Genomic DNA, 20,507 nt, shown 5'->3' with positions numbered 1-20,507 from the left:
GGGCAAATCCTGGGTCCGGTTCTTTTAATCAGCAGTTCGGAAGGTCAGTCCTCGTCCTCAGCCACGCGAGAGTGGCTGTAGATCATCTTCATGGAGCAGATGAAGAGCACCATGCCAGCGAGGATGATCACGCCGCCGATCATGAAGACGTTGGCGTAGGTGGAGGCCAGACCGGCCTTGGTGCCGGCCAGGCTGCCCGAACCCATGGAACCGTTGGCCATCAGCTGGCCGAAGAGCGAAACGCCGATGGAGCCGGTGATGGCCTGCAGAAGATCATTGAATCCCAATACGCGTCCGGACTCCTCGGGCTCCACAGTCAAAGTCGCGGTGTCGACGATGGGCTGGTAGAAGAAAGAGGTGCCGAAGTAGTCGATGAACCTCTGGGTCCCCTTGTCGCCTGTCAGGTTGATGGTGACATTCCGCCCATCGTCTGAGGCGCTATAGGGGTGGCCTCCGAATGCCCAGATCATGGATTTGAAGAAGCCTGCATCGCCCGCGTCGGCCTCGATGTACGAACCAGCTGCATTGATCTTCCTAGCAGCTTCGCAATATTCATCCCAGGTCCTCGGAGGCTCCCCCACTCCCGCCCTGTCGAGAACCTCCTTGTTGCAGAACAGAGCCATTGGGCCGGGGTCCATGGGCAGACCGTAGATGCCGCCGCTGATGGCCTACGAAGACCAAGTGCCTCTGGCATAGTCCTTGCTGATACCCTTTACAATTTTTTATCTGGTACTCAGGAAGGTCCTCGTAGCTGAATTGCGCGGCATCAGGCAAGCCGGAGCCTGCGGCAGCAGCGTTGTTCAGCGATTTGCACTGATCGTTGCCGACGACGGCTGCAGAGGTGCACTTTTAGCGGCCATGGCTCTATTGAATGCGGGTGCAAGGAGGGCACGGCACTTCGCTCGCCCTGGCGACACCCTCGGACTGGGAGAGTGTTGGTGCGCGTGGTACGGTGATAGGCACGGCCGGGCTGTCCCCGGCGCGCGGCCACAGCCCGGCCAGGGGGGTCCAGGGCATGGTTGCGACTCTGCGGAAAAGAGGGTTTTTCTATTATGCGTCAGCGTCCGAGCTTGGCGGCCGCCGCTCTGGCCATCCTCCTGGCCCTGTCTTGCGCTCCTGCCCTGGCCGGAGGATTCAGCAGCCCATCGGAAGCAGCCACACCCGCCACCCTGGGAAACGCCAGGCAGGAAGAATACAAGCCCCCCCGCGCGGATAGCCGACAGTTCGATGCCGCTGGCAGCACGCTGACCGCAGCCCCGTCATCATCCCCGCTGGCCACGTCCTCGCCCCTGAGCCACACGACCCCGACACCTGCATCACCCACGCGCGGCACTTCCGGCGATGCTGCCACAGCTCAGGCCCGGTCCTCCGCAGCCTGGACGGTCAGCTTCGACACGGCAGGCGGCGGCAGCGTCGACCAGCAGACCATCCCCGACGGGGGCCAGGCCAGCCGGCCCAGCCCCGACCCGTCCAGGGGCGGATACCTGTTCGACGGCTGGTTCCAAGGCGACATCGCCTACGACTTCACCCAGCCCGTCACCAGCAGCATCACCCTCACCGCCCGATGGACCAAGGCAGACACCCAGCACTGGGCCATCAGCCCCACCCAAGGGCCCGCAGCCGGAGGCGCCAAGTTCACCCTCACCCCGCCCGCACAGCGCGGCATCAAATTCAGCCAGGCCAGCCTAGGCTACATGCATTCCGCGGCCATCGGCTCCGACGGCAGCCTCTACACCTGGGGAAGAAACAGCGAAGGCCAGCTGGGCGACGGCACCAACACCGACCGGACAAGGCCAGTCCAAGTTGAAAAGCCCCAAGGCGCATCCGACGGATTCACATGGACACAAGTCAGCCTAGGCGACTATTACTCTGTGGCCATGGGCTCGGACGGGCAGCTCTACGCCTGGGGAAGCAACAACTACGGCCAGCTGGGCGACGGCACCAACACCGACCGGACAAGGCCAGTCCAAGTTGAAAAGCCCCAAGGCGCATCCGACGGGTTCACATGGAAACAAGTCGACATTGGCTGGTATCATTCCGCAGGCATCGGCTCGGACGGCAACCTGTACACCTGGGGATGGAACTATTACGGCCAGCTGGGCGACGGCACCAACACCGACCGGAACACGCCGACCCTGGTCGGCAAACCCCAAGGCGCACCCGACGGATTCACATGGAAACAAGTCAGCCTGGGCGGCCGCCATTCCGGGGCCATAGGCTCGGACAACAACCTCTACACCTGGGGGTGGAACAGCAATGGTCAGCTGGGCGACGGCACCACCACCGACCGAAACAGGCCGGGCGTGGTCGACAAGCCCCAAGGCGCATCCGACGGGTTCACCTGGACACAAGCCAGCCTAGGCGGCTGGCACTCTGCGGCCATGGGCTCCGATGGCCGCCTCTATGCTTGCGGATTGAACTTCAACGGGCAGCTGGGCGACGGCACCACCACCGACAGCTACAGGCCGGTCCAGGTCGTTAACCCCGCAGGCGCGCCCGCCGGGTTCACCTGGGAACAAGCCAGCCTAGGCAACTCTCATTCCTCAGCGTTCGGCTCGGACGGCCAGCTCTACACCTGGGGATGGAACCAGTACGGGCAGCTGGGCGACGGCACCACCACCGACAGGAGCACGCCGACCCTGGTCGGCAAACCCCAAGGCGCACCCGCCGGGTTCACCTGGAAATACGCGATCCTAGGCAGGTATCATTCCGCAGCGTTCGGCTCGGACGGCAACCTGTACACCTGGGGCGAGAACAACCCTGGCCAGCTCGGACGTGACGTCACCGAAGCCACGCCACAGGGCAGGCCGGGCGTGGTCGTCTTCCCTGGCGCCGCCACGCCCACTGATGTCCTGTTCGGCCAGGCCAGGACCATGGGTGGGATCACGCCTAACCCTGACGGCACCTGGCAGGCGTCCACGCCCGCGCATGCCCCGGGGGCCGTGGACGTGAGGGTCGTCTGGAACAGGAACGGGCCCCAGCCGGACGCGCACCTGCAATACACGTTCATCGCCCCCGAACACCAGGTCGGCTTCACCTCCAAGGACAGCTCCTGCCCCGCACCCACGGGCATGCCCCCCAGCCAGGCCGTCACCCAGGACGGGCAGGCGGAACGCCCCCAGCCGGACCCGAAAGCCGACGGCTGCCTGTTCGACGGCTGGTTCCAAGACAATGTGGCCTACGACTTCAGCCAGCCCGTCACCCACAGCATCACCCTGACCGCCCGGTGGACCAGGACGGACACGCAGCACTGGACCATCAGCCCCGCCCAAGGGCCCGAGGCCGGCGGCACCAAGGTCACCCTGACCCCGCCCACGCCGCGCGGCGTCAGATTCAGCCAGACCAGCTTCGGGAGCTTTCATTCCGCAGGCATCGCCTCGGACGGCAACCTCTACACCTGGGGATACAACAGCAAGGGCCAGCTGGGCGACGGCACCACCAGCAGCCGCAGCACGCCAGTCCAGATCGGCAAGCCCCAAGGCGCGCCAGCAGGGTTCACCTGGAAACAGGTCAGCCTAGGCGGCTTTCATTCTGCGGCCATCGGATCCGACGGCCAGCTCTACACCTGGGGAAACAACAGCAGCGGCCAGCTGGGCGACGGCACCACCACCAGCCGGAGCACGCCAGTCAAGGTCGGCAAGCCCGCAGGCGCTCCCGACGGGTTCACCTGGAAGCAGGTCAGCCTGGGCGACCAGCATTCCGCGGCCATCGGATCCGACGGCCAGCTCTACACCTGGGGATGGAACCAGTACGGCCAGCTGGGCGACGGCACCACCACCAGCCGGAGCACGCCAGTCAAGGTCGGCAAGCCCCAAGGCGCTCCCGACGGGTTCGCCTGGAAGCAGGCCAGCCTGGGCGACCAGCATTCCGCGGCCATCGGATCCGACGGCAACCTGTACACCTGGGGGTACAACTTCAACGGCCAGCTGGGCGACGGCACCACCACCAGCCGCAGCACGCCAGTCCAGATCGGCAAGCCCCAAGGCGCTCCCGACGGGTTCACCTGGACGCAGGTCAGCCTAGGCAACTCTCATTCCTCAGCGTTCGGCTCGGACGGCCAGCTCTACACCTGGGGATGGAACCAGTACGGCCAGCTGGGCGACGGCACCCAGGTCGACAAGCGCACGCCGACCCAGGTCGGCAAGCCCCAAGGCGCGCCAGACGGGTTCACCTGGAAACAAGCCAGCCTAGGCAGGTGGTATTCCGCAGCCATCGGCTCCGACGACAGCCTGTACACCTGGGGAAGCAACGGCGACGGCCAGCTGGGCGACGGCACCACCACCAGCCAGAACAGGCCAGTCCTGGTCGGCAGGCCCGCAGGCGCTCCCGACGGGTTCACCTGGACGCAGGCCAGCCTGGGCTTCAACCATTCCGCAGCATTAGGCTCCGACGGCAGCCTCTACACCTGGGGAAGCAACAGCAGCGGCCAACTGGGACGCGAACCCGCTGAAGCCTGGCCGGCCAGCCGGCCAGGACCGGTCGGCTTCCCCGGAAAACCACAAGCCACCAGCATCTGCTTCGACCAAACCCGGCAACAAGGCGTCTGCTCCGCCGCCGGCAAAAACCTGACGCCCAACCCCGACGGCACCTGGAACGCCACCACGCCCGCCTACACGCCAGGCCCCGTCCCCGCAGCCATCGACTGGACCCAGGACGGCAGACAGCAGCAAACCGACACAAGCAACACCTACCGGTACCTGTCCATCGCCAGCCTGCCCCTGACCGGAGGAAACGGCATGCTCCTCCTGCTCGCCACAGGACTGCTCGCCGCAGGAGCCGCCGCAGCCGCCAAAAACCGACGACAACAAACCCAAACACACACTTCACACGAGTAAGCAGCCCGGGCCACACCCCCAACAGGACCCAGGCCAACAGGCGGCCCCGCCACCCCCAACACGACGGAGCCGCCACCACACCCAACAACCCTACAAACCACAACCAGACCCCAGCCGGACCAACCACACACCGCCAGCAAACAACCACACAACAAACACAATCAATGCCACCAAGATGCATACCTAGGCTTCAAGATAAGATTTTCGACAAACCACAGTTTGAGTCAAATAGCACCCACCACTCCTGAATAATTCGATATGCAAGACCTTGGCGACTGCAAGGGCGCCAAAACCGTCGACAGCGCAGATGCAGCAGCACTGAGCAGCGCAGAGGCCCTCCTCTGCCTGAGGGGAGGGCACTTTCGTCACAAAGCAGTCAAGGCAATCAGCCTGGGCGGCCTTCCTAGGCTGATATCGAGCGTACCAACAGCCGTATAGCGTCAAAGCGGATTACCCCCCCCCCCCGATCGGCAGCACTACACAGGGAACCGGGAGGGCGAAAGGGTCACGCCCGCAGTCGTCTGACTGCCCACATGACCAGTTTGCGCAGCTCAGAGGCGACCAGGACCAGAGAGGCCAGCACGATGCATTCCAGCCAGGCCTGGGGCCGGAGGGGGACAGTCCCGAAGGCCTCGCCCAGGAAAGGCAGGTAGACCACAGCCATCTGCAAAAGGATGGAGACGCCGATGGCGCCCCAGAGCCAGAGATTGCCGAACAGGCCCAGGAAAGCCGATCTCCGGGAGGAACGGGAGGCCAGCGCGTTGAACAGCTGGGCGAAGACCAGGATCGTGAAGCCCATGGTTCGCGCCTCACGCATCTGCGCCTCATGGCCGATCGCCTGGACCGACCTGTCAGTGAAAAGACCGCCACTCAAATGCATGTCCATGCCAATCAGGGTCACCAGGGCCATGACCAGGCCGATATAGACGATGTCGGCCCACATGTTCCGGTCAATCACCCGGTCGTCGACGGACCGGGGCGGACGGCCCATCAGATCGTCGCTCTGCGGGTCCACTCCCATGGCCAGGGCGGGAGCCGCATCGGTCAGAAGGTTGATCCAGAGCAGCTGAGTGGCCAGGAGCGGCACGGTCACGCCCGCCGCGCCGGGCTGCGATATGCCCAGAAGACCTGCAAAGACCACGCCCCCGAAGACCGTGAAAACCTCGCCCATGTTAGAGCTGAGCAGGTAGCGCAGGAACTTGCGGATGTTGTCGAATATGCCCCGGCCCTCTCGTACAGCCTGGACGATGGTGGCGAAATTGTCGTCCGCCAGGATCATCTTGGCCGACTCCTTGGTGACCTCGGTCCCGGTGATGCCCATGGCCACGCCGATGTCCGCAGCCTTTACAGCGGGGGCGTCGTTGACGCCGTCGCCGGTCATGGCCACGACCTTGTCCTGGTCCTGAAGCGATTCGACGATCTTCAGCTTGTGCTCGGGGGCCACGCGAGCGTAGACGGAGACCTTGGAGGTGGTCTCCCGAAGCTGGTCCGCGTCCATGGCATCCAGCTGCTCGCCGGTGCAGGCGGGGCCGCCGGGCTCGATGATGCCCAGGTCACCCGCGATCCTGGCCGCAGTGAGTGGATGGTCGCCAGTGATCATGATCGTTCTGATGCCGGCACTGTGAGCCTGAGCCACAGCCTGGCGGACCTCAGTCCGAGGCGGATCGATGATGCCGACCATGCCCGCCCAGATCAAATCGCTTTCCAAATGGGCGCTCTCCTGGAATACCTTGTCCGCAGACAGGAGAACTGCGGAAGCACGCTGAGTCTCCTTAGACAAACGGTCCGTCTGGCCTGTCCCAATCGTGCTTGACGGCCTCTCCTCCCCCTCGTCATCTTCGGTCAGGGACGACAGTTCCTGACCGGATACAGGCCGGAAAGCCTGTCCTAGAGTCCTGTAGGCATCGCCGGACAGATGGCTGACCTGGGCGAGTATCCTCTCCCGGTCAGCGCTAGTCATAGGCCTGACCTGGCCGTCTTCGAGAATCCGGTCGCACCGGCCGAGCAGCACATCGGGAGCACCCTTGCAGAAGAGGCGCGATTGCCCTTCGCTGCCGTCACGCGGAGCGGCCAGGACCGACATGAGCTTGCGCTCGGACGTGAAAGGAATCTCAGCCAAACGACGGTAGCCGTCAGCCTTGGCATCAGCGCCGACTTTGCGAGCGGCGACAATCAGAGAGACCTCCGTGGGATCGCCGACGCTCTGCCAGTGACCCTGCCCGGATCCAGACTGGGCCTGGGAATCAGGTTCGGCCTCGACCGGCTGCCAATGCAGGTCTCCATCGTTGGCGATGGCCCCGACCATCAGGGTCTCTTCCACTGCCTCAGCCAGAGATGAACCAATGGTATCTGTCAGTTGTTGATCATCTGACCCACTGGCCTCGACCGGCTGCATGGTTCCCTCCGGAGCGTACCCGGTGCCAGTGAGCCTGACCTGCCCCGAGGGGACGACCACCCGTTCAACGGTCATTTCATTGCGTGTAAGAGTTCCTGTCTTGTCGGAGCAGATGACTGATGCCGATCCCAGGGTCTCCACCGAGCTGAGCTTCTTGACGATGGCATGATGCTTGGCCATGCGCTGCACGCCCAGGGCGAGAACCACAGTCAGGATGGCCGTCAGCCCCTCCGGCACAGCAGCTACGGCCAGAGATACGGCCATGAGCAGGGAATCAATCAGATCCTGGGTTGTCTGAAAGCCTTCCATCAGGGCCAAAGCAGCCAAAACCAGGGCGGCAATCAAGCAGACGGCCAGTCCGAGGAGCTTGGAGACGCGGGCCATCTCCTTCTGTAGGGGCGTGGGTTCCTCTTGGGTATCAGCCAGCATGTCGGCGATCTTCCCGACCTGGGTGTCCATACCAGTAGAGGTGACGATCATGCGCCCGTTCCCCTGGGCCACTGCGGTGCCGTTGAAGACCATGTTGGTTCTGTCGCCCAGAGCCTTGGGCTGGTCCAGCCGACCGGGCCGCTTGCCCACCGGCAGCGACTCGCCGGTCAGCGATGCCTCGGCCACGCGCAGACCTGCGGCCTGGAACAGTCTTCCGTCGGCGCCGACCGAATCGCCTTCAGCCAGGACTACTACATCACCAGGCACGATCCTGCTGGTCTCCAGGCTGACCACCCGGCCGCCTCGCAGCACCGAGGCGTGCGGGGCCGTCATGCTCGCCAGAGCATCCACAGCCCGCTCGGCCTTAGCCTCCTGAGCGTACCCCAGGGCGGCATTAAGGATGAGGATGATCATGATGACGATGGCATCAAAGGGCAGGGGCTCCCCGCCTCCTGATGCCGGATGTGAGCGTTCCACCACCCAGGCCACCAACGAAATGGCCGTGGCTGCCAGAAGCAGATAGACCAAGGGGTCCTTGAACTGTTGGAGGAACTTCCGCCACGCGGGAACGGAAGGTGCTCCAGCAAGCTCGTTGGGGCCGAATTGTTCCAGTCGGCGCATCGCTTCGGCCTCGGCCAGACCCTGGTCAGGATCCACGTTCAGGGCAAGGGCAACCTGATCGACGCCTACTGTAGAAGGATCCTTGAGGTCGGGGTCATTCGTGGCAAGCCTCCGCTCAGGATCCTGCCCCGCAGCCGGGATCACACCGGTATCTGTTGATTGTTCATGCTTGGAGTCGCTGGTCAACCCAGTCATGCCACTCTCCTGCTTATGCCACGGAGTAGTCAACGCTTCGGGGGCCTGTTGAAAGAAATCAGAGTCGGCCAGTCCAAAACGCTGCGTGGATGTTTACCAAGTTGATCAAAAAATATACATAAATCAGGCCATACTCGTCAAGTTCTTTGCTTCAGGGCGTATCAGCCGACTCTCCACGCCGATACGCCCGAAGACAGACGACCCTATTTGACCGAACGGATCAGCATGATGACAGCGGCCCCAATGAGCACCATGACGATGGCAACGGGGAATATGGACACATACCCCGCGCGGATCGCCAAGACCGAGACCAGTACCGGGGCGATAACCTGTCCCAGAGTATTGGCCAGGTTCAGGATGCCAAGATCCTTGCCGGCTTCGTTCTTGTTCGGCAGCACATCAACATTCAGGGCCTGGTCTACTGAAGTGTAGATGCCATTACCCAAACCAGCGATGCCCGCATAGCACATCATGCCCACTGCTGTAGGAAACACCCACGGCAGAGCGATGCCCAGGGCAAGGATGCAGGAGCTAACTACCACGATGACCTTGCGGCGGCGAAGCTTGTCCGAGATGGGACCAGAGATTATTGAAGCGAAGAAAGTGACCACCATCGAGATGACGGACATCGTGGAAATTGCACTGGCCGATGCCGCAACGGAGAGCCCGCAATACTTTTGCAGAATATAAAGCTGATAAGTAGCGACCATGGACGAGCCCACCATCATGAAGAGCCTGCCGCTGAGCGCTAGATAGAAATCACGGCTTCCCTTTGTCGGTGGCGTGAACGAAACCCGCAACCGGTGCCATAGACTTTGCTTCTGGCCACTTTCATGACCGCTCACCGCCGTCGCTGCAGAACCTCCGGCAGCAGAATGCTCACGCGGCCAAATGATGACAGTAAGGATGCCTGTCACCGCGAACAGGCAGATGCCGACGATGAAACCTACCTGCATGTGTCCAATGAATCGGGCGCCAATCAATGTGCCTAAGGACTGGCCGACGATGCCACCACCACCGTAGAAGGCAGAGAAAGTCCCGCGAGTGGACTCGGGGATTCGGTCAGAGAGCACCGCGACAGCCGGCGCAATCATCATGTTGACTCCCACCTGTACTAGGCACCAGCCGGCCACGATGGTAGGAATGGTAACTGCTTGTGAGGTGTAGAGGTAGCCCAAGGCTGTGACAACTCCTCCGGCCACCACCCATGGTGTGCGCTTGCCTAGCCGCGAGTGCGACATATCAGACAGGGCGCCGAAGATCACATTGGATACCAAGGCGAATACACAACCGACTGAATTCATCGTGCCCAGTATGGCCTCAGGAACGCCGACGCCAAGATTTGTAAACCGTTGCGGCAAGAGCACCTGGGAGCCAGAGGTGCCGGCAGTCATCCATATCACTGAAAACAAACAGAAGCCTATCCCGAAGCGGATCTTCTCCGCTCTAGTCAGTGGACGGCCCGTATCCGGCGCGATCGCGTCTGATGGCAGCGTTGCCTCAGGAACCTGCTCAACTGTATCCGCCATTTCATATACTCCAATCCTTTACAGGGAGCGCCATGCTCCATTTGAGCTTCGTTGCTCTTTTGAGGAACGGGCACGGCAGCACTGCCGTACGTCCCATCCCTAGTCGGCCAAATCCAAAAAGTCAGGATCTGGCCGACTTAGCAGTAGTCAGCGTTCGACCACCAGATCGTAGGTTCCAGCAGAGTAATCCTTGCTGACACGTTCCCCTTGGCCCACGGGAGAGCCAACCAGCACCCGTGCCACAGAACCAGCAGGCACGACCAGCCGAAGCCGGACTTGGCCATCTTCAAGCCGCCAGGACGATCCAGCCATGCCATGAGGCGTCAGATGGCGCGTGGATGCTTTCGTCATCCCGCCACCAATTCGAGGATCGACCTCGAAGAGGCTCCACCCCGGTTCGAGAGCTCTCAAACCGCCAATCCGCTCATGCATCCACTCAGCCACGGACCCCAGCGCATAGTGGTTGAACGAGGTCATGCCGCCCGGATTGATGGATCCGTCAGGTTCCATGGAATCCCAACGCTCCCAGGTAGTCGTCGCCCCCATCTTCACCTGGTAGAGCCAGGAGGGGCATTCGGTCGACAACAGCAGAGAGAATGCTTCAGGATCGTGCCCGGTCTCGCTCAAAGCTGGCAGGACGAATGGGGTACCGGCGAAACCAGTGGAGACCTTGCCACCTGACTCGCGCACCAGTTCCGCCAACCGTTGGCCGGCAGCCTGCTTGAGCTCAGGCTCGGCATCGAACAATCCGAAAGCAATCGAAATCGCATAGGCACACTGAGTATCGGAGGTCATGCGCATATCTGAACTATCGCCTGCCACAAACCGGTTCCGATAGCCGGTAACCATCAGCTCATACAAGGAGCGGTAGTCGGCTGTTTCTGTCTGCTTCCCCAGAGCCTGGGCAATGCGGGAGGCATAGTCAACCGAACGGGCGAGGTAGGCAGTGGCCACCAGCTCCTTCTGGGTCATAGCCTGGGCAGGGTCATCCGGCGGAGCGCTGGGATCCAGCCAGTCTCCCAACTGACCAAGCACATAGTCCGGCCGACGATCCCAAACTCCGTCCGGCGACAGGTAGGCGCGCACTTCGTCTATCCATCCTCGCACCAAGTCCCAGGATTCATCCAGAACATGCCGGTCCCCGCCCTCCATATAGAGAGTCCAAGGAACCGCCACAGCTGCATCTCCCCAGATGGCGATGGCTGACGGCTTGGCCCAGACGCCCAGCGGCACAAAGGGCACGAAGAACGGTATGGTGCCGCGAGCCTCCTGCTCGATGCGCACATCCTTCAACCAAGAGGAGAGGAAGGCCTGAACATCGTAGAGGTAAGCTGCCGTCGGCGCGAAAAGGTCGATGTCTCCGGTCCACCCCATGCGCTCGTCCCGCTGGGGGCAATCGGTGGGAATGGAGAGGAAATTAGAACGCATTGACCACAGAACGTTGTCGTGGAGCTTGTTCAGAAGCGGGTTGGAGCTGTCGAACCAGCCGGTCCGCTCCATTGTGGAGTGATAGACCCGGCAGTCGATATCCTCGGCGGTCAGTTCTCCGGGCCACCCCTCAATGCTGGCGTAGCGGAAGGCGTGCATGGCAAAGCGAGGTTCCCACCAGGCATCCTGTCCATTCGAGATGTATTGATCATGCTCCTGCCCTCGGCGCAGAGTCCGTGTGGCCAGGGTACCGTCCTTCTCCAGCACCTCGGCATGGCGGATGGAGATCTGAGCACCCTCTGCCAACCCATGCATGTGCAGGCGCATCCGCTGACTGCAGTTCTGACCGAAGTCGATCAGCCAGGAGGAGGACTTCCCCGACCCTCCGGTACGGGTAATGGACACCGGCTGGTTCCGCCCTTGCATACGTACGGCCTGGAGCTCTGGATTCTCAATCTTCGCCGGATCATAAGGAATCTCAGCCACTGGCCGCCATGCCGAATCGTCGAAACCAGGACTGGACCAGCCCGGCTCCTCCAACCTGGCATCGTAAATCTCTCCCTCATACAAGTCCGAGCACACGATCGGCCCCAGAGTGGTCTTCCAGGTGCGATCCCAGGAGTTTGAGTAGATATGGGTAATCGAGCCGTCTTCGCCCTCCACCTCCAACTGGGCGAACACTCCTATCCTGTCGCCATAGAAGTTGGCCATGCCGCCGTCGAACCCCAGTCGGCCACGGTACCAGCCATCGCCGAGCCAGAAGCCCATGGCATTGGCACCCTGCGACAGCTGCTCGGTCACATCATAGGTCCAGCACTCCAGACGGCGGCCATAAACGGTCCAGCCAGGCGTAAGCTCGTCGGAACCGACCCGAGCGCCGTTGATTTCAGCCTGGACCAGACCCAGAGCAGACAGATAAAGTCTGGCGGACCTAGGCACTGCAGGTAGCTCGAACTCCGCATGCACCAGGGGCAGATGACGATGGTCCGTCTCGGCCTCTGACCAGGAGGGACCGACGAAGTCGGCGATACGGTCGGTCACATCCAACCCGACATCAAAGCGACGCTCCGGCGATGGCGCCCCGAGAGGAGCTCCGTCGGCATTGATCATGGCAAGAGTCACCTTTGCTCTCTCCCGCGAGCGCAGGGGTTCAAAGGGCCAATCCAGGAGCACATTGTCGCCAGCATCAACCTTGGCTTCCTGCTGTACGGGATCTCCGCCCGGCATCCGCCTGGTCAGCTTGACCGCCACTTTCGCCCCTTGGGGTGGCTGGTCCGTGTATGTCCAGGAGAGCCTAGGCATGTGGCTGCCGATTCCCAGCACGTCACCATGGTAGTGCTCCACCTCAGGGGCGCTAATGGCGATTATCTGATTCGTATTCATATAATGTGACCTCCTTGTCTTGTATGTGTGCGTTACCGCTGAGACCGTTCCCGGCGTTCCTCATCGGTGCCATACCGTGCCTGGAGCCTGATCATGATGGTTCCGGCGATGGCCTCGATGACCACCACCACTGCGAAGCCCCACATGGTGGTTCGGATGGTCGAAGGTACAACCAGGGCAGGCGTAACCAGGGCTAACAGGCCACAGCAGAGACGTGAGAAGCCGTTGATGAAGCCCTGAATGGAGGCGCGGATCTCAATGGGGAAGGACTCCTGGGTCCAGACCTTGTACAGTGCCTCGCCGGCCAGAGGGCTGCCCAGGTTCATGAAGGCGGTGGCGCCAACGATGATCCACAGGTTGGTACCACCCAAGGAGAGAGCAACCATGGCGATGAATGTGATGATGATGCCTGCCACGAAGGCCTTGTTACGGTATTTGCCTCCGGCGATCGAAGCGAAAACGATGTTGAGAACGAGGGTCACGAAGTTGAGGATGATGCCCAGTCCGGTGGCCAGGGTCTGAGAGGCATGGGCGTTGACCAGCATGAATGTCTGGAACTGGCCCCAGGTGTTGGCCAGCAGATTCCAGCCCACATAGAAGATCAGGATTGCAGCGAAAAAGCTCAGATACATTTTCTTGTTCGCGCCCATCATCACCTTGATCACCGAGACCTTGGTCCCGGTCTCAACCCCGGGCTCAGCTGCGTCACGACGATCTGCAGCCTCATGGAAGGCACGGAAGGTGGGCGAGCATGTGCGCCAGAGCCAGGCGATCACTGCAAAAACAGCCAGAATGACGAAAACCGCACGGCCTCCTGCAGCCCCTTGCATCCTGGAAACCAGGAAAGCGCAGATGAAGGAGATGAACACGCCGACCTGCCAGTAAACCTGGGTGGTGGATACCAGACGAGCCGCCAGCGAATCATTGGGAGCATCATGGGAGACGACGGTCATCGACACCGGCAGATCAGCGCCTGAGGCTACACCTGCAATGACTACACCTGCAAGAAGCATGGCGTATGAGCCCGAGAACACAACGATGGCGGCCCCCACCGCATAGAGCAGGTTAATCCAATTGAAAAAGCGGGCCCTCCCGACAACGTCAGCGATACGGCCTCCGAAGAGGGAACCGAAGGCGATGGCGAAGGTCAGGGCCCCCGACAGGACTCCCACCTGCCCGTTGCTCAGCCCAAAACCCTGCTGCCATACCGTGATGGTCGATGAGAGGCCCACGATGATGCCTGATCCCAGCATTGATCCGATGCCGGCGGCAACAGCCAGAGAGCCATAGCCTCCCAGCCCCTTGTCCGCCGCAGAAGTGCTGTCTGCCATATTTTCTCCTCTGTCATTGAGGCGAGCGCCGGGCGCGACCTTGCATATCGAAGCCCAGTACCGTTCATTTTTTATTTTTCATTTCGCAAATAAGGCTAAAGACTGCCTTTTCGTAGATTAATACTAACTCACTTTTTGAAAATTTCAATCCTGACCTTCAGACAACGTGCCTTTATACTGTCAAGTAGGCGTTAGGCTGGTTTTACGCGATAACCACGGTCAGCAGGAAGGAATCCGACACCATGTCGTCCGCACAAGACGCAGCCGTCCCGGCAGGCAGAGGCAAGGTCGGTGTTGCAGACATCGCCCAGAAAGCCGGGGTCTCGCTGGGCACAGTCTCCAATTATCTGAACTATCCCGACCGCGTCTCGCAGACTCTGAAAAAACGCATAAGCGCAGCAATAGACGAACTCGGCTATGTGCCCCGCCCAGCTCGCGGAGCCGCAGCTCTGACCGGACAGTCCACCATCGGCATCATCATGACCGACATCGAGCATTCCCTGTTTACCTCCGTGTTCGAGGGGGCCCAGGAAATCTGCGAGGACAAGGACATGCAGCTGATCGGCACCAATGCCTATTCCGATTCGGAACGCCAGACCAGCCTGCTCAAACTCTTCTACTCCCTAGGCGTCAAGGGAGTTATTCTCTGCAGCGTAGTGGACTGCACTGCCGATCTGGAATGGGCTGCCTCGGTCAAGTTGCCTGTGGTACTGGTCGATCATGTGGAGCCCAGCAGCAAAACCAAAAACTGCAGCGTCATGGAGGACAACCTCGCCGTAGGGCAGATGGCGACCAGGCATTTGTTGGAAGCTGGATGCCAACACATCGCCTTCGTCTCTCACTCCTTCGACTACCAGTCCATATACGACCGCTATACGGGGGTTCAGCGGGCCATGCGAGAGCAGTCCCAGGCCAAGTTGTCAATCATCGATTCGCACGGAATCATGATAGAAGACGGCTATGCGGTCGGCGATGAAATCAGCCAGCTCCCGTCGACGACAGTCCCTGACGGCATCGTCACCGGCAGCGATGTTCTTGGGGCGGGAATCATCAATGCCCTGCAGGAGAAGCACAGATATCGCGTACCCGACGACATTAAAGTTATCGGCACCGAAGGCGCCCGCACGGACAGCTATCCCAAGGTCCCCTTATCAGTAGTCGCCGCGCCAGGAGTCGACATGGGCCGCAAGGCCGCTACCCTTTTGATGGACGAGTTCAGCAACTCCCGGCATGCGCACGGCTCCGTGTTGATTGAGCCGACCCTGGTAGAGCGGGATTCAAGCAGGTCAGCGTACTCGCACTGAGAAAACAATCAGCATGCTATAACCATGCTTCATCATGACCACCCGGAAATACCTGCTCTTACGGTAGTGCCATTCACGGCTTCTTTTACAAAGACATCTCAGCTGAGGCATCGCTGGACACATATCGTTGGTACTTGCTCCGGGGCTTATCGGGAAGCGTCATGGAGAGCGCATCTTCTTCGAGCAATGGCTCGATGTACCGCCTGCGGACATAGTACTTGCCCAGCCCAAGCGCATGCGCGATATCCTCGAGCGAACGGGGTTCCTTACAAAAACCGAGAATCCTGTCGCGTATTCCCTTGCCCGTCTTTGCTGCTCCCGAGGCATCAGAACCACCAAGTGCATGGACTTGGACGCGTTTCGCCGAATCAGATACTGCGGCCCCAGTCCAATGAACGGTTGCTTCCGCCGCACCAGCACGCTCCGGCACAGAGTAGAAGCGCACAGTGAAGGAAGCCTGCCGATCCTGAAACTCTACAGGCTTATATCCACACTGTTTGGCCTCCTCGCGGATAGCCGGAATTCCTGAGTGCCGATTCTCCGCAACCCCCTCAATCTCCAGCAGACTGACCAGGGTAGGGTTCCTGGTCTGACTGTTGGCAAAGCCCAAGTCGTTGATGCTCTGACCGCCATATACACCACCAGGATTCCAGCATTCAAGACGATCAGTAAAGAGCGTCAATCTGACCGGCGTTCCGTTGCAGTATGGGCCATAGTCACGATGCATCAGTGCATTGGTCAGGATTTCCCTGACTGCGGTTTCTGGATACTCAGGAATATCAGTGCGCACCCCATCCCTGATCACCGTCCTGGTTCTGCTGTTACGCCGCACAAAGGCCATAGCATCCTCAAGCATGCGGTCAATGGTCCCTTCAAAGCGCTGATTGTCAAGGAACCGCTCTCCCCCAAGACCAGTTCCGACCTTGGCTCCCGGCACAACCACGGCGGTAATACAGAGGTTCGGATACACCTGCTGCGGATATTCGCCAAGGGTCATCAAACCTGCGAGAGTAGGAGATCCACGACGGCAGACACCCGATAGCTCCAGGATCTCGTCCTCATTCCTTCTGGCTAGGAGCGGGCGTTCCCGCTGTGCGCGACTAATGAAATCATGACGTTTTTCTGAGTTCAACATATCGGAATCGGCCTGAGGGTCTACCGATACATCGTCGCGCCGACCGTCCTTGAAAGTCTCGATCTCATACAGCTGCGTAGGCGTCATGCGGGCATCAGCATCCCCGATCCGAGTGTAGCTGCCTGCGCTGATGCCTGCTGTCTTGCGGTAGACAGGCCTCTCGCCCATAGGTTTGCCATTGACGTAAGCCGAAACCACTGTCTTACCGTCAATCAGGCTTTCGCTATAGACTGGTCTGACCTCGGGATACATCTCTTTGCCCTGTGCCGTTACCGCCTTTTCCAGCTCCTGCGCGTCGTGGACGCCAACAACCTCGAATCCAAGGCTTTCATCCAGCCCGAATACGATGATGCCGCCCTCGTTTTGGTTGGAAAACGACGACAGCGAGTCATACACCTTCGGAGTCCCCTGGCTGGCGGCTTTGACTTCTATCGATTGGCCTTCGCAACCCTTGCGCTGAATCGAACGCACAACCTCCTCAAGAGACAGATCGCTCTGTTCAGCGCCATCTGATTTTTGCATGCAGGCCCCTATAAATTGATAATCTCTGTTATCTTTATCATACAGATTTACTAAAGAATGGCAAACTTTAGTAATTGATTACTAAAATAATCGCTAAAAATTGATGTTTTTATAATTATCAATCCATGATTAACACTATTTCCAGATCTTTATCACTGTTCAATTTTTAGTCCGACATCGAGTTTGCAGTGACCGATATTCACCCCCCGCCTCATTCACTGCACCGGCAAAGATACCGTGACTACTGCGCCATCGCCATCGGTAGCATTTCCGAAGGTCAGGCGCCCCCCTGCACTCTCCACAGCTGACCGGGCCGCAGCCAGGCCGATGCCATGGTGACCACCAAAGCCGTGCCGGCTGCTATCAGCCTGATAGAGCCATTCTGTGGCATGGGCTAGAGCCCGGCTGCTGAATCCTGGACCCTGGTCACGCACGGTCACCACCAAGGCTCGCCTGCCCTCCTGTCCATTCTCCAGCCTCCAGGTCAGCGTCACCAGGCCTTGGTCCGGAGAATAGTCAGCTGCGTTGGCAACGATGTTCATAATCGCGCGGGCAAGACCAGCAGCATCACCAGAAATCTGACCAGTGGCGGAACCTAGGTGATCATCCCTCTCAAGCCGCAGACCCCGGGCATTCAGGTAACCCTGGGCCTGGTTGTCGACCATATCCCTCAAGGCGACCGTCGTGACCCCGGATCGCCCCGAAGCGGTACCCACAGAGCCCTGACTGATGGCCTGGGCATAGTCGGCCATCTCGCGGATGGCATCCTCGATGGAGTCCAGGTAGGACTGCTGCTCCTGGCTGAGTCCGGTCTCCCCCAGCAGGTCTGCGTTGCCTCGCATGATGGTCAGCGGAGTCTTCAGATCGTGAGCCAGAGCCGCCACCTGCCGACGCTGGGACTCCTGGGCCGTCCAGGTCTTCTCCAGGGATTCCTTCAGTGTGGCGCGCATCCTGTCGAAGGACCCCAGCACCCGGTTGATCTCCATCACGTTGCTGCGGGGCAGCGAGGCATCCAGATCCTGCCGCCCTATATCGTCAGCCACCTGGTTGAAGACCTTGAGCTTGGACGATATGACATGGGCCGCCCGCAGCCCGACTAACAAGAGGGTGAGCAGCAAAGCCATCCCGCAAGACGCGAGCAGAAGGTTCTGGGGATTGGGATAGCGGTCCCGGTCCTGCCTGGATGCCCACTGCGGCTGAACCCGATAGGCCAGGACGCATGGCCTCCCATCGGCTGTGGCATAGACGACGTAGGTCGCATCCGACTTCGCGCGAGTAGCTAGGGGCCTTCCTGTCTTCTTTATCTGCTCTTCCGATGACTTAGATGCCCTGTGCTTCCAACGGTCGGCCGCCAGCTGGTCGGCCTCGCTGGCCATGCCGCCCTTCATATCTCCCCCCGTAGGATGCCCCTGATGGTCATAAGTCCGATACCAGTAAGCGGAGGGAATCACAGATTCGTCAATAGTGGTTGAGCGGCCGATGGATTGCCCGACCTTCTCCAGATGCTGCTCGCCATAGTTGGCCCAGAAGAAGTCACCCCTAGCCCCCAGGTTTATCCAGACCATATAAATGCCGGCGAACAACAGAGCCAGAATCAGCAGCACATAGAGAAAATATCTGATGATCAGCACAACGATGGGCATTCCCTTGCGGCTCGGCCGGCCCTTGTCGTCGACGCTCTGCTCCCTGGGCGATTCGGGCACGCCGTCGGTCAGGCCACCCATTGGTAACCCACCGACCAGATGGTCCTGATGGGGTCCACCCCCAGGGCCTTGAGCTTGCGCCGGGCATTGCTCAAATGCACTCTGACCGCAGCCGTGGCATCGCTGTCCGTGTCATCGGCGGCTGGGTCATCCTCTGCAGCCAGGCAGGCCTCCCATATCTGCATGGGCGCGTAGGCCCGACCTGGATGCTCTGCCAGCAGGGCGCATATGCGGTATTCCGCATCCGTCAGATTGGCGTTGCGCCCGTCCACCTTGATCTGCCGCGCCTGAAGGTCCATGTCCAAGGCGCCGAAATGTAGGAGCAGGCGGCCGCGACGACTGCCTTGAGACAGCCGCGCCCTGACCTTGGCTCGAAGTTCGGCAATGCCGAAAGGCTTGCGTATGTAATCGTCGGCGCCCAGGCCATAGGCCAGGACTGCGCTGTCTTCGTCGGTCTTGGCCGTCAGGAAGATGATCGGGCAGGATACCCGTTCCCTGATGGAAGTCAAAAGGGCGAAGCCGTCCAAGTGTGGCATCATGACATCGCAGAGAATCAGGTCGACCGAGGACAGGTCCATGCTTATGACCTTCCGCGACTCGTTGACCACGGTCACGGCATAGCCGTCCTTGGACAGGGCAGCCATCAGCAGGGTGGTGATCCTTGGATCGTCGTCCACCACCAGGATGGATGCCCGATGCTGATCGTCCACGGGGGAACCTTCGGCGTGCACGTCAACCACGATTGGCTCCTTTTCTGCGCTTGCCGACTCGGCCCAGGCGCTTTCGAGAATGAACGCCTTGTGGGCCAGGTGTCTTGCAAGCCTGATTCCTAGGACAGATTTCTCGCGGACCGGATGCCCTGCAATCCAGTCTAATCGCTGACCTTGCGCCGATCCTCGAACCTGCCGATCCAGAGCAGGAGGGCCAGGCCCAAGGTCAGGGTGAGGACCAGGCAGGAGACCAGATTGTCCAGAGCCGTCACGCCGATTGAGGCACGCAGACCCTCCCCTCCCGGCATAGCCAAGGCCAGGGCCTGCTCGATCCCCAAGGAACCGAACCTGGTAGGCCAGGTGAAGGGTATCCACTGGCTGATTCCAGGAGTGCTCTCGACACCGGATAAAGTACGGCCGTAAAGGCCATTGAAGAGCCCACCGAGGGAACTGATGGATATTCCGGTGCCGAGGACCCCAATGGCGATGGTCGTGTTTCTGCCGAAGCGCAGGGCCAGAGCGATGAAGAAAAGGTAGAGGCAGAGGGAACCACCTGCCATGCCCAGGGTGGCGAGCGCGAAAGCCGAGATTGGCGCGCCCAGTCCGCCGACCAGAGCCATGGGTAGGCAGTATGCCAGAGCCGCCAAGGCAAGAGCCAGCAGACCCAGAAACCAGAGCACCAAGATCTTGGCTGCTAGGCCCAGACGGCGGCTGGGAATCCCCAGAAGGTTGGCCATGTCGCCGGCCTCTCGCTCGGTTTCGATGTTTATGGCAACAACAATGGCGGCCATCAGGGGCATGAAGGCACCCAGAACCTGGAAGAAGGCATCGGTCTCCAGACCAGGATCATAGGGGGTTGCAGCGAAGTAGGCACCACAGACGAACCCAGCCGCCAGTCCGCAGACGACATGGATGGCGATAAGCACAGATCCATGCAATCGCACGATTTCCGAGGCCGCGACCCGGCCGACTGTCATTCCAGTCATG

Annotated in this window: 11 protein-coding genes; 2 read left to right on the top strand and 9 right to left on the bottom strand. The window is 60.5% G+C overall.

Annotated features, from left to right (window positions below; translation table 11 throughout):
- Positions 1–44: 44 nt before the first annotated feature.
- A complete protein-coding gene (locus tag J3U06_RS09340; protein ID WP_416378920.1) occupies positions 45–653 on the bottom strand; it encodes an extracellular solute-binding protein in 609 nt (202 codons plus the stop codon).
- Positions 654–1,052: 399 nt separating this feature from the next.
- Between J3U06_RS09340 and J3U06_RS00170 the strand changes: the two genes are divergently transcribed.
- A complete protein-coding gene (locus tag J3U06_RS00170; RefSeq protein ID WP_267443962.1) occupies positions 1,053–4,835 on the top strand; it encodes an InlB B-repeat-containing protein in 3,783 nt (1,260 codons plus the stop codon).
- A gap of 505 nt (positions 4,836–5,340) precedes the next feature.
- Here the strand turns inward: J3U06_RS00170 and J3U06_RS00165 are convergent.
- The 4 genes from J3U06_RS00165 to J3U06_RS00150 form a co-directional block, all read right to left on the bottom strand.
- Complete coding sequence (locus J3U06_RS00165; protein WP_267443961.1) at positions 5,341–8,475, bottom strand: cation-translocating P-type ATPase; 3,135 nt, start codon at positions 8,473–8,475, stop codon at positions 5,341–5,343.
- Between the two features lie 203 nt (positions 8,476–8,678).
- The gene (locus J3U06_RS00160; RefSeq protein ID WP_267443960.1) at positions 8,679–10,004 is read right to left on the bottom strand and encodes an MFS transporter; all 1,326 of its coding nucleotides are present in this window, start codon (positions 10,002–10,004) and stop codon (positions 8,679–8,681) included.
- Positions 10,005–10,151: 147 nt separating this feature from the next.
- Positions 10,152–12,815 carry an alpha-L-rhamnosidase gene (locus J3U06_RS00155; protein ID WP_267443959.1) on the bottom strand — a complete coding sequence of 888 codons (2,664 nt, stop codon included), beginning with the start codon at positions 12,813–12,815 and terminating at the stop codon, positions 10,152–10,154.
- Between the two features lie 32 nt (positions 12,816–12,847).
- Positions 12,848–14,146 (bottom strand): MFS transporter, encoded by a 1,299-nt coding sequence (locus J3U06_RS00150; protein ID WP_267443958.1) that lies wholly within the window; start codon positions 14,144–14,146, stop codon positions 12,848–12,850.
- A 242-nt stretch (positions 14,147–14,388) separates the two neighbouring features.
- On the opposite strand from J3U06_RS00150, the gene J3U06_RS00145 reads away from it, so the two are divergent.
- A complete protein-coding gene (locus J3U06_RS00145) occupies positions 14,389–15,450 on the top strand; it encodes a LacI family DNA-binding transcriptional regulator (RefSeq protein WP_267399178.1) in 1,062 nt (353 codons plus the stop codon).
- An 85-nt stretch (positions 15,451–15,535) separates the two neighbouring features.
- Here the strand turns inward: J3U06_RS00145 and J3U06_RS00140 are convergent, their stop codons facing one another.
- The 4 genes from J3U06_RS00140 to J3U06_RS00125 form a co-directional block, all read right to left on the bottom strand.
- Positions 15,536–17,107 carry an ATP-binding protein gene (locus tag J3U06_RS00140; RefSeq protein WP_267443957.1) on the bottom strand — a complete coding sequence of 524 codons (1,572 nt, stop codon included), beginning with the start codon at positions 17,105–17,107 and terminating at the stop codon, positions 15,536–15,538.
- A gap of 215 nt (positions 17,108–17,322) precedes the next feature.
- Positions 17,323–18,831, bottom strand: coding sequence for a sensor histidine kinase (locus tag J3U06_RS00135; RefSeq protein ID WP_267399176.1), 1,509 nt, complete (start codon positions 18,829–18,831; stop codon positions 17,323–17,325).
- Positions 18,819–19,550 carry a response regulator transcription factor gene (locus J3U06_RS00130; protein ID WP_267443956.1) on the bottom strand — a complete coding sequence of 244 codons (732 nt, stop codon included), beginning with the start codon at positions 19,548–19,550 and terminating at the stop codon, positions 18,819–18,821. Before J3U06_RS00130 ends, J3U06_RS00135 begins: the two co-directional genes overlap by 13 nt.
- Positions 19,551–19,681: 131 nt before the next feature.
- Entirely contained in the window at positions 19,682–20,506 is an 825-nt protein-coding gene (locus J3U06_RS00125) for an ABC transporter permease (RefSeq protein ID WP_267443955.1), read from the bottom strand.
- Position 20,507 lies beyond the last annotated feature (1 nt).

The organism is Bifidobacterium sp. B4142 (assembly GCF_026537325.1).
Lineage (GTDB): Bacteria > Actinomycetota > Actinomycetes > Actinomycetales > Bifidobacteriaceae > Bombiscardovia.
Note: the sequence above shows the minus strand (reverse complement) of the source record. Positions and strands in the feature narration are given on the sequence as shown.